This window comes from Agrobacterium sp. 22-214-1 (assembly GCF_053522465.1).
Genome location: NZ_JBNWCK010000001.1, coordinates 191,674 through 205,983, shown reverse-complemented (window position 1 = coordinate 205,983; position 14,310 = coordinate 191,674). Strand labels below are relative to the sequence as shown.

General features: G+C 59.4%; 18 protein-coding genes. 10 read left to right on the top strand and 8 right to left on the bottom strand.

What is annotated here, in order from left to right; all coding sequences use genetic code 11:
* Positions 1-20 precede the first annotated feature (20 nt).
* Positions 21-962: a patatin-like phospholipase family protein gene (locus tag ACQZ5G_RS01085; RefSeq protein WP_448736718.1), complete on the top strand. Its 942-nt coding sequence runs from the start codon at positions 21-23 to the stop codon at positions 960-962.
* Positions 963-1,035: 73 nt separating this feature from the next.
* Here ACQZ5G_RS01085 and ACQZ5G_RS01080 read toward each other — a convergent pair whose 3' ends face one another.
* A complete protein-coding gene (locus ACQZ5G_RS01080; protein WP_448736717.1) occupies positions 1,036-1,470 on the bottom strand; it encodes a CBS domain-containing protein in 435 nt (144 codons plus the stop codon).
* 154 nt (positions 1,471-1,624) lie between these two features.
* On the bottom strand, positions 1,625-2,362 hold the full coding sequence (locus tag ACQZ5G_RS01075; protein WP_448736716.1) for a rhomboid family intramembrane serine protease: 738 nt from the start codon (positions 2,360-2,362) through the stop codon (positions 1,625-1,627).
* 354 nt (positions 2,363-2,716) lie between these two features.
* On the opposite strand from ACQZ5G_RS01075, the gene ACQZ5G_RS01070 reads away from it, so the two are divergent.
* Both ACQZ5G_RS01070 and ACQZ5G_RS01065 read left to right on the top strand, forming a co-directional pair.
* Complete coding sequence (locus tag ACQZ5G_RS01070) at positions 2,717-3,274, top strand: PAS domain-containing protein (RefSeq protein WP_003523401.1); 558 nt, start codon at positions 2,717-2,719, stop codon at positions 3,272-3,274.
* A gap of 183 nt (positions 3,275-3,457) precedes the next feature.
* Positions 3,458-4,075 (top strand): PilZ domain-containing protein, encoded by a 618-nt coding sequence (locus tag ACQZ5G_RS01065; RefSeq protein WP_448736715.1) that lies wholly within the window; start codon positions 3,458-3,460, stop codon positions 4,073-4,075.
* A 192-nt stretch (positions 4,076-4,267) separates the two neighbouring features.
* Here the strand turns inward: ACQZ5G_RS01065 and ACQZ5G_RS01060 are convergent, their stop codons facing one another.
* A complete protein-coding gene (locus ACQZ5G_RS01060) occupies positions 4,268-4,543 on the bottom strand; it encodes a hypothetical protein (RefSeq protein WP_448736714.1) in 276 nt (91 codons plus the stop codon).
* A 239-nt stretch (positions 4,544-4,782) separates the two neighbouring features.
* On the opposite strand from ACQZ5G_RS01060, the gene ACQZ5G_RS01055 reads away from it, so the two are divergent.
* Complete coding sequence (locus ACQZ5G_RS01055; protein WP_035260634.1) at positions 4,783-5,391, top strand: transglutaminase-like cysteine peptidase; 609 nt, start codon at positions 4,783-4,785, stop codon at positions 5,389-5,391.
* 82 nt (positions 5,392-5,473) lie between these two features.
* Here ACQZ5G_RS01055 and ACQZ5G_RS01050 read toward each other — a convergent pair whose 3' ends face one another.
* Both ACQZ5G_RS01050 and ACQZ5G_RS01045 read right to left on the bottom strand, forming a co-directional pair.
* On the bottom strand, positions 5,474-5,908 hold the full coding sequence (locus tag ACQZ5G_RS01050) for a DUF1489 family protein (protein WP_003523405.1): 435 nt from the start codon (positions 5,906-5,908) through the stop codon (positions 5,474-5,476).
* A 65-nt stretch (positions 5,909-5,973) separates the two neighbouring features.
* A complete protein-coding gene (locus ACQZ5G_RS01045) occupies positions 5,974-7,377 on the bottom strand; it encodes an L-serine ammonia-lyase (RefSeq protein ID WP_174039234.1) in 1,404 nt (467 codons plus the stop codon).
* On the opposite strand from ACQZ5G_RS01045, the gene ACQZ5G_RS01040 reads away from it, so the two are divergent.
* Together ACQZ5G_RS01040 and ACQZ5G_RS01035 are read left to right on the top strand one after the other, a co-directional pair.
* Positions 7,376-7,642: a hypothetical protein gene (locus ACQZ5G_RS01040; protein WP_162935857.1), complete on the top strand. Its 267-nt coding sequence runs from the start codon at positions 7,376-7,378 to the stop codon at positions 7,640-7,642. The two genes, ACQZ5G_RS01045 and ACQZ5G_RS01040, sit on opposite strands and share 2 nt — an antisense overlap.
* Positions 7,643-8,032: 390 nt before the next feature.
* Entirely contained in the window at positions 8,033-8,383 is a 351-nt protein-coding gene (locus ACQZ5G_RS01035; protein ID WP_125146591.1) for a hypothetical protein, read from the top strand.
* A 9-nt stretch (positions 8,384-8,392) separates the two neighbouring features.
* Here ACQZ5G_RS01035 and ACQZ5G_RS01030 read toward each other — a convergent pair whose 3' ends face one another.
* Positions 8,393-9,145: a phosphodiester glycosidase family protein gene (locus ACQZ5G_RS01030; protein WP_448736713.1), complete on the bottom strand. Its 753-nt coding sequence runs from the start codon at positions 9,143-9,145 to the stop codon at positions 8,393-8,395.
* A gap of 118 nt (positions 9,146-9,263) precedes the next feature.
* Positions 9,264-9,425 carry an entericidin domain-containing protein gene (locus tag ACQZ5G_RS01025; RefSeq protein WP_003495552.1) on the bottom strand — a complete coding sequence of 54 codons (162 nt, stop codon included), beginning with the start codon at positions 9,423-9,425 and terminating at the stop codon, positions 9,264-9,266.
* Positions 9,426-9,617: 192 nt separating this feature from the next.
* On the opposite strand from ACQZ5G_RS01025, the gene ACQZ5G_RS01020 reads away from it, so the two are divergent.
* Both ACQZ5G_RS01020 and ACQZ5G_RS01015 read left to right on the top strand, forming a co-directional pair.
* Positions 9,618-10,394, top strand: a complete 777-nt coding sequence (locus ACQZ5G_RS01020; protein WP_269828114.1) for a formyl transferase — start codon at positions 9,618-9,620, stop codon at positions 10,392-10,394.
* 90 nt (positions 10,395-10,484) lie between these two features.
* The gene (locus ACQZ5G_RS01015) at positions 10,485-11,405 is read left to right on the top strand and encodes a methylenetetrahydrofolate reductase (protein WP_448736712.1); all 921 of its coding nucleotides are present in this window, start codon (positions 10,485-10,487) and stop codon (positions 11,403-11,405) included.
* A 53-nt stretch (positions 11,406-11,458) separates the two neighbouring features.
* Here the strand turns inward: ACQZ5G_RS01015 and ACQZ5G_RS01010 are convergent, their stop codons facing one another.
* Positions 11,459-12,397 carry a LysR family transcriptional regulator gene (locus tag ACQZ5G_RS01010; RefSeq protein WP_020810641.1) on the bottom strand — a complete coding sequence of 313 codons (939 nt, stop codon included), beginning with the start codon at positions 12,395-12,397 and terminating at the stop codon, positions 11,459-11,461.
* Between the two features lie 126 nt (positions 12,398-12,523).
* Between ACQZ5G_RS01010 and ACQZ5G_RS01005 the strand changes: the two genes are divergently transcribed.
* Both ACQZ5G_RS01005 and ACQZ5G_RS01000 read left to right on the top strand, forming a co-directional pair.
* Entirely contained in the window at positions 12,524-12,742 is a 219-nt protein-coding gene (locus tag ACQZ5G_RS01005; protein WP_196378641.1) for a hypothetical protein, read from the top strand.
* Positions 12,743-13,013: 271 nt separating this feature from the next.
* On the top strand, positions 13,014-14,054 hold the full coding sequence (locus tag ACQZ5G_RS01000) for a GlxA family transcriptional regulator (protein WP_448736711.1): 1,041 nt from the start codon (positions 13,014-13,016) through the stop codon (positions 14,052-14,054).
* The last annotated feature ends 256 nt before the right edge of the window (positions 14,055-14,310 follow it).

The window sequence follows — 14,310 nt, the reverse complement described above, 5'->3', positions numbered from 1 at the left end:
AATTGGCAGGGAGTGCGGTCATGTTGGGATGGGGAAATCGTCACAATCAACTTGCGGCTGGAAATCCCGAAGCCACCGGCAATGAGCCGCCCGTCACCCAGATCGTCGACAAACACCGGATAGCGCTCGCCCTTGGCGGCGGTGCGGCCCGCGGCTGGGCCCATATCGGCGTTCTGCGGGCGCTGGATGAGGCCGGCGTGAAGATCGGCATGATCGCCGGCACCTCGATCGGCGCACTGGTGGGCGGTTGTTATCTCGCCGGCAAGCTCGATGAGCTGGAGGAATTCGCCCGTTCGCTGACGATGCGCCGCATTGCCGGTCTGCTCGATCTGACAATCGGCGGCGGCGGCCTTTTTGGCGGCATGCGGCTGACAAAGCGCATGCAGGAGCATCTCGAAGGTCTGCGCGTCGAAGATCTCGACCATCCCTTCATTGCCGTCGCCACGGAGCTGCGCACCGGCCACGAAGTGTGGATTCACCAGGGCGACCTCGTCACCGCGCTGCGTTCATCCTATGCCCTGCCCGGCATTTTCGAACCCGTGCAGTGCAACGGCCGCACCCTGATCGACGGCGCGCTCGTCAACCCCGTGCCGGTTTCGGTCTGCCGGGCCTATGAGCAGGCGCTGGTCGTCGCCGTCAATCTGAATTACGACCTCTTCGGCCGCTCCGCCGTGGTCAAGCACGCCGCCTCGCCATCGCATGGCGGCGCAGCACCGGCGGTGGAAAGCCCGCCGCGCCCCGGCCTGCCGGGCGTCATGGTGCAGGCGTTTAACATTATTCAGGACCGGATTTCGCGCTCGCGCCTGGCGGGGGATCCTCCCGACCTGATGATGCATCCCCGCATCAACGATATCGGCCTCTCGGAATTCCATCGCGCCAGCGAAGCCATCGACCGGGGATATGAGGAGACGCGGTCGCGTATTCCGGAGCTTGAACGCATGCAGCAGGCGTTCCGGCGCTAGGGCGAAATTTCCTCGCTCCTCGTTCCTGCGGCAAGCACAGGAACGAGAGAAGTGAGACGCTCAGCGAACGAACTCACCCGGCAATATAAGCCTTGATGTGCTCCGCTTCGGCTTCGATCTCGCCAATCCGCGCCTTCACCACGTCACCGATGGAAATGATGCCGGCAAGGCGGCCGTTCTCTTCAACCGGCACATGCCTGAAGCGCCCGCCCGTCATGATTTCCATCAACTCATCGGTGGTGGAATTGTGATGACAGCGAATGACATTCTTGGTCATGGCCACCGACACGGATTGCTGGAGGGAAGTGGCACCCTGGCCCGCCACGGCCTTTACGAGATCGCGCTCTGTGAAGATGCCGAGAACGACGCCATCGGCGTCGGTCACGACGACGGAACCGATCTTATGCGCGTGCAGCGTTCCCGCCGCCTCGCCGATGCTGACCTCCGGACCGACAGTCACGACGTCCCGGCCCTTGCGGTCGAGAAGATCCTTTACGAATGTTGGCATGCCTTCCTCCTCTTTTCAGCGATACGCAGCGCCGCAGTCTCCCCCGGCGGTTGCAAATCATGGGATATGGTGCGCTGAGGTCCGCATGAATGCAATCCCGGATGGGACGCGCGAAAGCAAATTTGCGCCACGGCCGACAAGGAGCGTGATCGGCTCAGGCCAAGCGTCGATCGAAAAGCCCGAAGAACAGGAAGCCGAGCAGAAAGCCGAAGACATGCGCATCCCAGGCGATTTCACCGCCGACATCGCCGAACAGCGGCACGCCGACCGCAATCAGCACATTGCCGAACAGCCACATCAGCGTGAAGATCAGCACGGTGCGGTTGGAAAGCGCCCCAAGAATGCTCTGTCGCGGCATCAGATGACCGAAGGAGGCGCTATATCCGCCACGCGCCGGGAAAGCGAAGCGGCAGGCCGCCCCCATCAGCGCCGAAACGACACCGGACGCCCCGATCAGCACCGTCACATCGCCCCAGTTCAGCGCCGCATGGCCGAAGGCGGAAACGGCGGCGGAAATGCACCATAACAGCACGAAGCGCACTGTTCCGATCCGGCGCAGAACCGGCGCGCCGAAGGCCATCAGCCACAATCCGTTAAAGAGAATGTGCTCAATGGCGCCATGCAGGAAAGAATAGGTCACCGGCGTCCAGAGCCATTCCAGCCCCTGCTGGGAAAACGGCACCGCATAACGCAGCGGGATGAAGCCGAAGGTGAAGATGAACCAGCCATTGCCTTCCTCCGACAGAAGATAGGCGGGAACGACATAAGCGACGATCAGCGCGGCCAGGATGCCGACCAGCAGCGATGGCAGGTTGAAGACGGGATTGTTCGTGTCGTCTTTCGGCTCCGGCGTTTCCGAAACCGGCGGCTGCTCGCCGTCCCCGTAGGACATGATCCCATCCCTGTCTTGGTCGAATTTTGCGTTCCCCGAGCAATATAGGAAGCCCGAACGAAAAAAAAGCCGTCCCGCCCTTGAAGCGCTCGACGCCCAAACCGCTATCGGTCAGGACGCCGGGCCGCGGGCGGTCCGGCTTGCGGGCTCGCCTTAAAATAACAGGCGACGCCATCGAATTGTGCTGACGGAGCTTTCCCCGACATGGCCGCTCCGATGCCACGACTATCGCCATCGGGCAATATCAACCCTTTGTTAACCTTAACAAATCCACTTGGCACGAAAATCGCTACACCTCCAGATACAGACGTTCGGATGGACATGATGTCCCAAAAACGAACATGGAGAGATGCTATGAAGAGCATGGCCGGACTGGACATATATGCCTATTGGGATGAACTGCGCGGCAAGCGATCGGCCCCGCGACGCGAGGACATCGATCCCGCAAAGCTGAAACATCACCTTGGCGATCTTTTTATCCTCACGGACAAGGGAGAGAACACCCCGTTCTTCCGCCTTGCCGGTACTCGTCTTTGTGATCTGTTCGGCCGGGAATTGCGGGATCGCCCGTTTTCAGAATTGTGGCAGCCGGCAAATGCCGTCTTCCCCTGCCGCGTCGCGCGCGGCATCCTGCACCACCAGTTGCCCGTGGTCTTCGATGTCGAGGCAGAGGACAGCTATGGCGCCGCACCGCTGGCATTCGAAATGCTGCTCCTGCCGCTGCGCACCGATCCCGACGCCGCCCCAAGGCTGCTCGGAGCGCTGCTTGCGGAGCGGCCGCGACACGAATTCGCCGCGCCCATCCAGTGCCTGTCCATGCAAAGCAGCCGCCTGCTGCGCCTGGACATCGCACCGGCAGCGTATCCGGTGAACAAGGGGGCCGAGGATACACCGCGCGCCGAAAGCTGCTGACGGACCTGTTCCAACGCTCTCCGCCCCTCCGGGAGAGGTCCGGCAGCACCGGAATCTCAAAAAAATATGTCAGAACTGTAACGATATTGCCGATCAGAAAAATTGTAGAGATTAAACAATACAGTCTGTTAACTCGCGCAGGGTAGAAACTTACCGTCATCATTCATTACAATTGCGCTGCCCATGTTTTCGTCCCGCTCGGTCAACACCGCCCAAATCCTGCGTCCGGTTGAAGAAGCTCATCTCGACGACGCCGTCCGTGTGTCTTTCACCGGCCGCCTGATGTTGCCCGATCATGAAGAATATGATTGCACCGCGACAGAGATGACCGCCGAAAGGGCGCAGTTCACCTGCTCGGGCATTGCCCGCTACGGTGACCGCGTCATCGCCTATCTTCAGCATATCGGCCGGATCGAAGGCACGGTGACATCGTTCACCGCATCGGGCTTCCTCATCGCCATCAACGCGCCGGAGCGCAAGCGGGAAAAACTCGCCGCGCAGCTCGCCTGGATCGCCAAGCGTCAATTGCTCGGCCTGCCGGAAGACCGCCGCCACGACCGCCTGACGCCGCGCAATGCGAGAGCCCAGCTCGTTCTGGAAGACGGTGTGCTCGTCGCCTGCCGGCTGATCGACCTTTCCCTGTCGGGTGCGGCAATCGAGATCGAAAACCGGCCGCCGCTCGGAAGCCGGGTCCAGCTCGGCAAGAACATGAGCGGCAAGATCGTGCGCCACTTCATGGAAGGCGTCGCCGTCGAATTCGACCGCGTCCAGTCGCCCGACGCACTGATCGAATTTCTCTAAATAGTTCCACCCGGACACGGCAGGTTTTACGCCCGTAAGAATGTGTACGGCATTTTCGGCGCATTTTGCGCTCGCCCCAATCGCATAATTGCGAAGATTCCCGGATGGCGTCTTGGCGGGCTATGCTCCGTCTTCGGCCATATCGGGCTCACCAGCCGCTCCTGGCGTCCGGTGCTTTATTCCCACTTCTCGCTACCGAACTTCCATTTTCATGCCCTGACGCATGCGGCAGACCGGCCTGGATCCATCATAGTCGGTAAAATGGATGAGCGCGGCGGAACATGTTGCGCCTTTGGCCAGATCATCAACAGCACGAAAATCGCTCTGCAAAACTTTTTTCCAGAAAAAATGCAGTTTTTTTGAAGTTTTTTTGTCGCTTTTTCCGGCCTGTACCAGCCTGAAACAGCCATCCCAAAACGGGAAATCCACCTCTTCGCCACGCGCCGCAAGCCGGCCGCGCGCGACCAAGGAAACCGCAGGACACGGAAAACCGCTGTCAATACAGCGGTCTAGATGGCTACCAAAAGCCTAAAGCGAGGATGCGTAAAATTGTAATAAAATTTGCTTCAAACACGCATAAAAACTAGTTCGAATACAGTTCAAAACAACGGCTAATTTGCTGAAATTTAAGCTCAAATTGCGCTTCGCAAATTTCCGCCGGGTCAAAATATACCTGCGAATGTCTCCTCACCACGGGGAGACAAGCAATGAACAAGAACAACCGTTTCGTTTTCACTCTGATCGCATTCATCGTCAGCGCCTTCGCGCATCAGGCAAGCGCCTCGCCGGCCGCCGTCATGCGCGTCATCGGCAAGGCCAACCCGCCGATCGGCCACTATGAATTCTGCCAGACCTATCAGAGCGAATGCCAGCCAACCTCGCTGGACAACGGCCCGATGAAGCTGACCGAAGAGCGCTGGAAGACGATGCTCGACGTCAACTACACCGTCAACACCACCATCACGCCGATGACCGACATGGAAATCTATGGCGTCGAAGAGCGCTGGGCCTATCCCACCACGGTCGGCGATTGCGAAGACTTCGTGCTCCTGAAGCGCAAGATGCTGATGAACAAGGGCTTCTCCGCTTCCAACCTGTTGATCACCGTGGTTCTGCAGCCGAATGGCGAAGGCCACGCCGTTCTGACCGTCCGCACCGATCGTGGCGATTTCGTTCTCGACAACATGCGCAACAAGGTCATGAACTGGTCGGAAACCGAATATACCTACCTGAAGCGCCAGGACACCGCCAATCCCGGCCGCTGGGTGAAAATTCAGGATGGTCGCGCCACCAATGCGGTCGGCGGCATCAACTGACCGCACGACCGACCCGTCTCCCCAAATGAAAAAGCCGGCTCCGCAAGGATGCCGGCTTTTTCATGTTCAAATCCGTTAAGCGTCAGAGCAGCCCAAGCTCCGCCAGTTCCCGCCTGAGATCGGAAGGCATATCCTCGCCGCCCGTGCCGCCGCCGAGATCGCGGGGCGCCTCGTCGTCCTTAAGGTAACGCCAGCCCTGAAACGGGCGTTTCGGCGCAGGTGAGGTTTCGATAACCTCCGGGCCGAGAATGAGATCGCAGCGGGAAATACCGTCTTCGCCCTTGAAGGAGCGTATATCGAGAAGTTTCTGCCGCGCCTGCACCTGCCCCTTGATGACCCAGTAGAGCGAACCGCCCTCGAGCAACTCCTCGACACGTTTCGGGATCATCCGGGTGGTGTGGACACTGTGCGGCTCAAGGCCTGCGGCAATTGCGCTCAGAGCACGATGCGCGACCCAGTCTCTCAAGTCCTGGATTGAATCCGCGCCGACGCAAAGTTTGATGAGATGTAGAGGCATGGTTCTATCAATGCCTTTTTGCGGCGGGCGTCAAGCATGGCAACCATGCCTGACGCCCTGCCCGTTCAGCACTCCACAACGTTCACGGCAAGGCCGCCGGTGGAAGTTTCCTTGTATTTCTCGCTCATATCGTTGCCGGTCTGGCGCATGGTCTCGATACAGGCATCGAGCGGTACGAAATGCTGGCCGTCGCCCTTCAGCGCCAGCGAGGCCGCCGTCACCGCTTTCACCGCGCCCATGGCATTACGTTCGATGCACGGCACCTGCACAAGCCCGGCAATCGGATCGCAGGTCATGCCGAGATGATGCTCGAGCGCGATCTCGGCGGCATTTTCCACCTGTTCCGGCGATCCGCCCATAACCGCGGCAAGGCCCGCCGCCGCCATGGCGGAAGCCGAGCCCACTTCGCCCTGACAGCCCACTTCCGCGCCTGAAATCGAAGCATTGTGCTTGATGATGCCGCCGATGGCGGCCGCCGTCAGCAAAAAGTCGCGCACGTCATCGACGCTCGCATCCTCATGGAAATGCCGGAAATATCTGACGGTGGCAGGAACGACGCCTGCCGCACCGTTGGTCGGCGCAGTCACCACGCGGCCGCCGGCGGCGTTTTCCTCGTTCACCGCCATGGCGTAAACGCTCAGCCAGTCATTGGCCATGACCGGGTTCAGCCGGTTGCTGCGCCATTCCGCATTCAGCTTCTCGTAAATGGAGCGGGCGCGGCGGCGCACCTTCAGGCCGCCAGGCATGATGCCGTCCACTTTCAGACCGCGCTCGATGCAGCCGTTCATCGCCTCCCAGATCTGGTCGAGACGCTCGTTCAGCTCCTCGCGGGAAACCACCGTCTCCTCGTTGGCCCGCTTCATCTGGGCGATGGTGCGGCCGGAACGGGCCGCCATATCCAGCATTTCCCGCGCGGTGGCGAAGGGATAAGGCACGCGCGGACCGTTATCGATGGTCTTGCCGCGCTGCTTGATCGCCTCCAGCTCCGTATCGGTGACGACGAAACCGCCGCCGACGGAATAATAGATGCGCTTGATGAGCAGCCTGCCCTGATTGTCGAAGGCGGAAAAGATCATGCCGTTGGCGTGGCCGGGCAGCGGGTTCTTCTTGTCGAAGACCAGATCTTCGGCCGGGCGGAACACATAGGACGGATGGCCGGGCGGCGTCACGGTGCCGGCCTTTTCCACCGTCTCGATAATGGCGTCCATCGCATCGGGATCGACGATATCCGGCCGTTCGCCGGTGAGGCCAAGAATGACGGCACGCCCGGTACCGTGGCCGATGCCGGTAAAGGCGAGCGAGCCATGCAGGCTGACCTTCAGCTGCGCAACGGCCGCGCCTGCCGGCCGCGGCCACTCATCGCTGAGGATCAGCGCCAGAAAGCGGTTGGCTGCCGTCATCGGCCCCATCGTATGGGAGCTCGAAGGACCGATACCGATCTTGAAGACGTCAAAGACCGAAAGAAACATGAAGTTCGCCTTGAATAAGAATGGATTCCACCACCATCATATCCAAAGCCGAAACGGATCGCCACAAAAGAGCGTCAGCGGTTTGCGCAGCTGCGACATAATTGCCTTCAAACGAAAACAGCACGGTTTCCAAAGGAAAACCGCGCCGTTTCAAAACCCGTCATTCAGGAGAGATGCTTATGGGCTGCCAAAAATGTACGTCAATGCGAGAAAAGCGGCAAAGCCTGCAAGTGCGCGCAAGGTGACGCCCCAGCAGGATTTCTGAGCGGTTTCTTCCATGATTACTCCAGCTATTCACTCTCCGGGGGATCTTCAAGACCCGGCCCGTTGAGGCAAGCATTTATTAAAATCCGGCGGCGAAGGCAAATGCAAAAAGCGGCTAAATGAAGGCGTTTTCGACAGGCTGCCATTCGCCCCGTGCATAGGTATGTGAAAAAACAAGGTGTTAGCGTGAGGCCCGCATAAGCGCCATTTTGGCGATCGCCGCAATTTGGACTAAAGTGTAACTGTTATTTAAAGCTTATGCACAAACGCCTGTTGAAAACCCCGGCCGCCGGCACGTTACGGTCGAACTTCCTTGGCTGAAATACTGCGCCTTGAAAGGGCGTGACCTGTGCTTTATCGACGATGGCAACGGCAACGATGCGAGTCACCCATGCAGCAGGCATCCTCCTTCCCCGATCGCGAAACGGTCGCATCGAAACTCACTTCGCTTGCAAGCGAGGATAAAGCCTGGGTGCTGCTGTTGATGGAAAACGCCCTGCAGGACGAGAACCTGCTGGCTGGCCTCAATCTTTATCTCGACCAGCAGACCAATGCCCGCTTCCTCAACAGCCTGAAGCTGGAAACGACCGGCGAATGGCTTGGCGGCAATGCCCCTGCCCGGCTGCAGATCCGCATCATGGAAACCGCAAGGGCCAGCCAGCATCCCGCCTATCTCGCCTTCCGCAAGGGATTGACGGCATCGGCCGGTCTCGAAAAAGCCTATCCCAAGGCGCCGATCTGATCGTTCGGGCTAATCCGGCACCCTGTCGACAACAGCGATGATCGGCCCCATCAGAAACAGCGAGTCCCGCCTTTTCATTGCGGGAATATCGACGCTGGATATGGTCCCGTCGAGATAGAGCGCATTCGGCGCGTCCAGCACATCCCTGAACAGCGTGGCGAAATCGTAAAAGCGCACGGTATTTTCCGAAATGGCGAAATGCACCATGCCATCGCGGGAAACGCCGACGCCGTTGCGCCGCTTCAGGCTGTCGCTATCGGGCAGAAAGCGCGGATGCAGCTTGCCATCGATGACGAGCATCGGCCCGGATTGCGTGGCGAAGTCCGGCTTGGGATCCGCTGCCAGATAGGCCTGCGTTTCCAGCACGCCGGCCGCGGCCTCCTTCAGATAAAACACGCCATTGGGCAGAAGATGAAAATTGCCCCAGCCGCCGCCGGTGCTGATCGGCGAGCGTTCGATGCCATTTTCGACAAAGAGCCCGACGGGGGAATAGTCCGAATGGTACATGCCGCCGTTCATGGCGAAGACGCTGAACATGTGCTGCCGCCACAGCGCCGACGAAAGAGCGGCGAAGGAACCATATCCATGGCCGGAGACATGATCGCGGTCGTAAATCCGGATGGTGCTTTTTGCCGGATCGAAACTGCAGACGGTATAACGACCGCCGGCATGGTCCATGATCCTGCAGAAATCCGCCTGGCCGCCGGCCTGAGCCGAAAATGGCAACAGCAAAGGCAACAGCAGCTTCGCCAGTCTTTTCATCGATCCGTTCATGCCCGCCCCGTGATTCTCGTCGGGGCACATTCGCAGGAAAATTCGGTCAAAGAAAAGGCGTCACCCGTGTTTCAGGATGACGCCGGACCTTTAAGGGGAGATGTCGTCAGCGACGGGCGGCACGGTCCACATTGCGGCCGGCATCCTGCGTCGCGTCGACGGCGTTCGCCGTGTCACGACCCATGCCGCGAATGGTGTTGCCGCAGGAACTCAGGGTGACAACGGTCAACAAAGCCACGAAAACGGTCGAAAGAATGCGTGTGATCATGTGAAACTACTCCCCTATGACTTGCCGTCCAAAGGCAAGTACCGATGTGATATGCGTCACAATAACGTGAGTCCCAAAAATCCGTTCCAGCGGCATTTCAAAAAATCCTGTCGATGAAAATTAACATGGTTTTGAAGTTCACGCGTGAAACTCGGCGTCTGGATCATGGCTTAGGAAAATCCCGTGGGTGATATGACTGACATCAACAATCGGCTTCTGGTGATGACGGCGGGCGGGGTGAACCCCAATGTCATGATCAATGCGCTGGCGGCCCGATTTCCCGACATCCATGTTTTCATGGAGCAACCGGAAAGCAAGTCGGTCATTCTCAGGCGACGCGCGCGACGGCTCGGCTGGATTGTCGCTGCGGGCCAGATGGCGACGATGATCGCCTCGCGGCTCGGCAAGCGCTTCACGGTTCGTAGAAGCGATGCGATCATCGCCGAACACGGCCTTTCTCCCGATCTCCATCACAGTCTCCCCGTCACCCAATTCGCCTCGCTCAACGATGAGGAATGCCGCAAGGCCGCCAATCTGCTGAAACCGGCGGCAATCTTCACCATTTCCTGCCGCCTGCTGACGCCGACCACGCTTCAGGCCCTGCAATGCCCGGTCATCAATTTCCATGCCGGTATCAATCCTGCCTACCGCGGGCAGATGGGCGGATACTGGGCGCTGGTGGAAAAAGACCGCGGCAATTTCGGCGCGACCGTGCATCTGGTCGACAAGGGCGTGGATACCGGCGCCACGCTCTACGAGAAGCGGCTGAAACCGTCCCCTTCCGACACGATTGCCACCTATCCGCTGCTTTTGACCGCCGCTTCGGTGGATATCGCCGTCAGCGCCATCGAGGACGCCCTTTCCGGCAGCCTTGCGCCGCAACCGCCCTCACCCGGCAAATCGGTACTGCGTTTCCCGCCGACCATCTGGACCTGGCTTTGGAACGGCCTGACGAAACGGATCTGGTGAAGCCGCGCGTCAGGGATTGGGGCCGAGCTTCGTCGCAGATGCAAGCCTGTCTTGCCGCAACAGGCACAGACTTCGCCGCAAAATAGGTGCATGATAATAAAAAGGATCACGCACAAATTGCCCGATATTTCCGCCGCTTCCATCATTCCCGCCTCCATCGAAGCCTCGCCCGCGCAGGTGCTTGGCTCGACCGACCTTGCCGGTCTCTTTCCGCAGGGTGTGCGCGTCTATCTCACTGACACTGGAGCCGCCTCGCAGGAAAGGCTCGTTGAAGCCGCAGGACATTTGCGCGATCTCGGTTACGAGCCGGTGCCGCATCTTGCAGCGCGGCGCATCCCCTCCCGCGCAGCGTTTGAAGAACAGGTAAAACGGCTTGCCGGAGAAGCGGGCGTAACCGATATTCTGGTTGTCGGCGGCGGCGTCGACCGCCCGGCCGGTCCCTTCGCATCCAGCATGGACATGCTGTCCACTGGTATTTTCGACCGTTGCGGCATAAGGCAGATCGCCATCGCCGGCCACCCGGAAGGCAGCCCGGATTTCAACGACGAAACGGCGATGGCCGCACTCAGGCTGAAACGCGATTTTGCCGAAAGAAGCGATGCCGCAATGCGCATCGTCACCCAGTTCGGTTTCGATCCCGCGCGTTTTATCGCCTGGGCGGAAGGGTTAGCGGCGTCAGGCATCGAGCTTCCGGTGCATATCGGCGTTTCCGGCCCGGCCAAGATCACGACGCTTCTGAAATATGCCGCGCTCTGCGGCGTCGGCAATTCCATCGCCTATCTCAAGAAAAATGCGCTTTCGCTGACGACGCTCGCCAAGGGCCATTCACCGGAAAGCATCGTCGGGCCGATCGAGCGGCACTGGCAGGCCAATCCGCAAGGGCCGATCCGGCAAATTCACGTCTTCCCCTTCGGCGGATTGCAGAATTCGGCCGACTGGCTGGTCAAGCGCGGTAGCTGGCAAACCGGCGCAGTGGACAGTTCGGCATCGCCGGATTCTATGGCCGGCTAAAACCGCGATTCTAACGGCGCGACGGGCCACGGCCGCCGCGCACCTCCAATATCTCAGGCCGCCTTGGCGACTTCGACAAAGGCGTTTCGAATGCTTTCAGCCACGGCAAGAACAGGGCGCGACGCCTTGTCACCCATGATCAGGCGGATATCGAAACAGCCAAGTTCCGGCAGGCCTTCCTTGTCGCCCAGAATGACCATGTCGTTCTGCACATAGGATCGCGGCAGCGGCGCGATGGCGAGATCGGCGGCAATCGCCGCGCGCTGCGCCATGGTATGGCCGCTGAGATAGGCCACGCGGAAATTGCGGCCGCGCTTTTCCAGCGAATGGATCGCTTCCGAGCGCCAGATGCAGCCCTCTTCCCAGATGGAGATTGGCAGCGGATCGCGCAGATAGGCGGTGCCGCATTTGGCGCCCGCCCAGACGAGACGCTCGCGCATCAGCACCTCGCCCGTATCCCGAAGGGGATGGGAGGCACAGTTGACGAGGGCAAGATCGAGCCTCTGCTCATCCATGCGCTTATAAAGATTGGAGCTGGAATCGATGGTGACGTCGATCATGATGCCGGGGAAAGCCTCGGCAAAACGTTTGAGAATGCCCGGTAGCAGGCCACGCTCGCCAATATCCTCCGGCGCGCCGAGACGGACGACGCCGGAAAGCTCCGGCATGACGAAACGCGACACGGCCTCGTTGGACAGCGCAATCATGCGCCGCGCATAGGTCAAAAGCGTCTCCCCATGAGCCGTCAATGTCACCGAACGGGCATCGCGCAGGAAGAGCGTCGTTTTCAACTGCTCTTCAAGCTTCTTGATCTGCATGGAAACCGCAGACGGCGTTCTGAACACCACTTCCGCGGCGGTGGAGAAATTTCCCGTTTCCGCGATGGCGACGAAGGTTCTCAATATGTCGTTATCCAGCAACGGCAGCGGTTGGCGGAAAGTCACGGTCATGGCACGCACCTTCAAATATTTTGATTTATAGATGGATATCATTTCGTTTGATTGAATGTCAACAAGCGCGCACCATCCGGGACATCGATTGATGGGGCGGATTTAGCCTCGTCGGCAAGCGCATACCGAAGTCGCAAACAGGATCGTGGTTCAGGAAAGGATCAAGACATGACCATGATACATTATCTCCCCGTGGCGAACCGTTCCTCGAACCGTCCGTCATCCACCGGCTGGCTTCATCGCCTGTCCGACCATGTTGCCGCCCGTTACGCCGCATGGCGTCGCGAAAAAATGCTTCGCGCACTGGAGGCATTGCCGCCTGAAACATTGAAGGATATCGGATGGCCGACGACGGACAACAGCCGCATAAACGTCATCCGCAGATGACATTCAACCGGTGGCTCGCAACGTTTCCAGACGTGCGAGCCATCCCTGCCCGTCCTTCGAATGGAAGGACAGGGGCGCAAAATAGCCTGCCTGTTTTACATGCGACACACCGCCTTTTTTAAAGGCTTGTCGCAAAATTTGCATATTTCAAAAGCTATTTTTTGACAGCCCCGATTCCACGGCGTATTTTTCGTTAAAGATGTCGTAAACAGGACATCCAGAAGACCAATTCCAAGGGAGGAATTGCGTATTCGCAACGGAGCACGGGCAAATGAGCAGAAACTCCCAGAAGAAGCGCTCAATCGTCTTTTTTCTCATTCCGCAATTTACCATGCTGCCATTCGCCGCAGCGGTTGAAACGCTTCGCATCGCCAACCGAATGTTGGGCTATCAGGCCTATGAGTGGCGTCTCTCCTCGCTCGATGGCCAGAAGGTCATGTCGTCAAGCGGCATCTGTCTTGAGGCCGACACCTGTCTTGCCGATGAGCGGCGGTACGTCAACGGCGAAAACCGCCCTGAAATGGCGATCATCTGTTCGGGTATCGATGTGGATCAACACATCAACAAATCCGTCAATGCCTGGCTGCGCGAAGCCTATAATCGCGGCATCGCCATCGGCAGCCTCTGTACCGCCGCCCATATTCTCGCACAGGCGGGCCTTTTGAACGGCAAGCGCTGCGCGATCCACTGGGAAAACCTGCCCGGCTTTTCCGAAGCCTTCCCGCAGGTGGAAGTCTATGCCGACCTCTTCGAAGTCGACAGCAACATCTATACCTGCGCCGGCGGCACGGCCTCGCTCGACATGATGCTGAGCCTGATCGGCCAGGATTTCGGCGAAAACCTCGTCAACCGCGTCTGCGAACAGCAATTGACCGACCGGGTGCGCAGCCCCAATGACCGCCAGCGCCTGCCGCTACGCGCCCGCCTCGGCGTGCAGAACAGCAAGGTCCTTTCGATCATCGAATTGATGGAAGGCAATCTTGCCGAACCGCTGTCGCTGCTCGATATAGCCGATGCCGCCGATCTGTCGCGCCGGCAGGTGGAACGCCTCTTCCGCCAGGAAATGGGCCGCTCGCCCGCCCGCTATTATCTCGAAATCCGCCTCGACCGCGCCCGCCACCTGCTGGTGCAATCGGCCATGCCGGTGGTCGAAGTCGCCGTCGCCTGCGGTTTCGTCTCCGCCTCGCATTTTTCCAAGTGTTATCGCGAAATCTACAATCGCACGCCGCAGCAGGAGCGCGCCGAACGCAAACTCCTTATCAGCGCATCGCGAATGGCGATGGCGAGCCAGGCAGGCAAGGCTGCGCATTGAATGCGGGCTGAATGCCGCAAACGCGACGGACTTGCTCCAGGGATAAGCCTCTCCTTCGTCATGCCGGACGTGATCCGGCATCCAGCCAAGGCGCGTCTGCGCCGTGAGAAGAGTCTCCTGCGATCAAGGACTTGATCGCGCTGGACCCCGAATCCGGGGGTGACGGAGTGCGGATGATGGAACTGTGGTAAGATCGCAGGTTCAGCGAGCGGCCAGCAAAGACCCGGTTCACAGGCCTGCCCCAACACAATGAGAC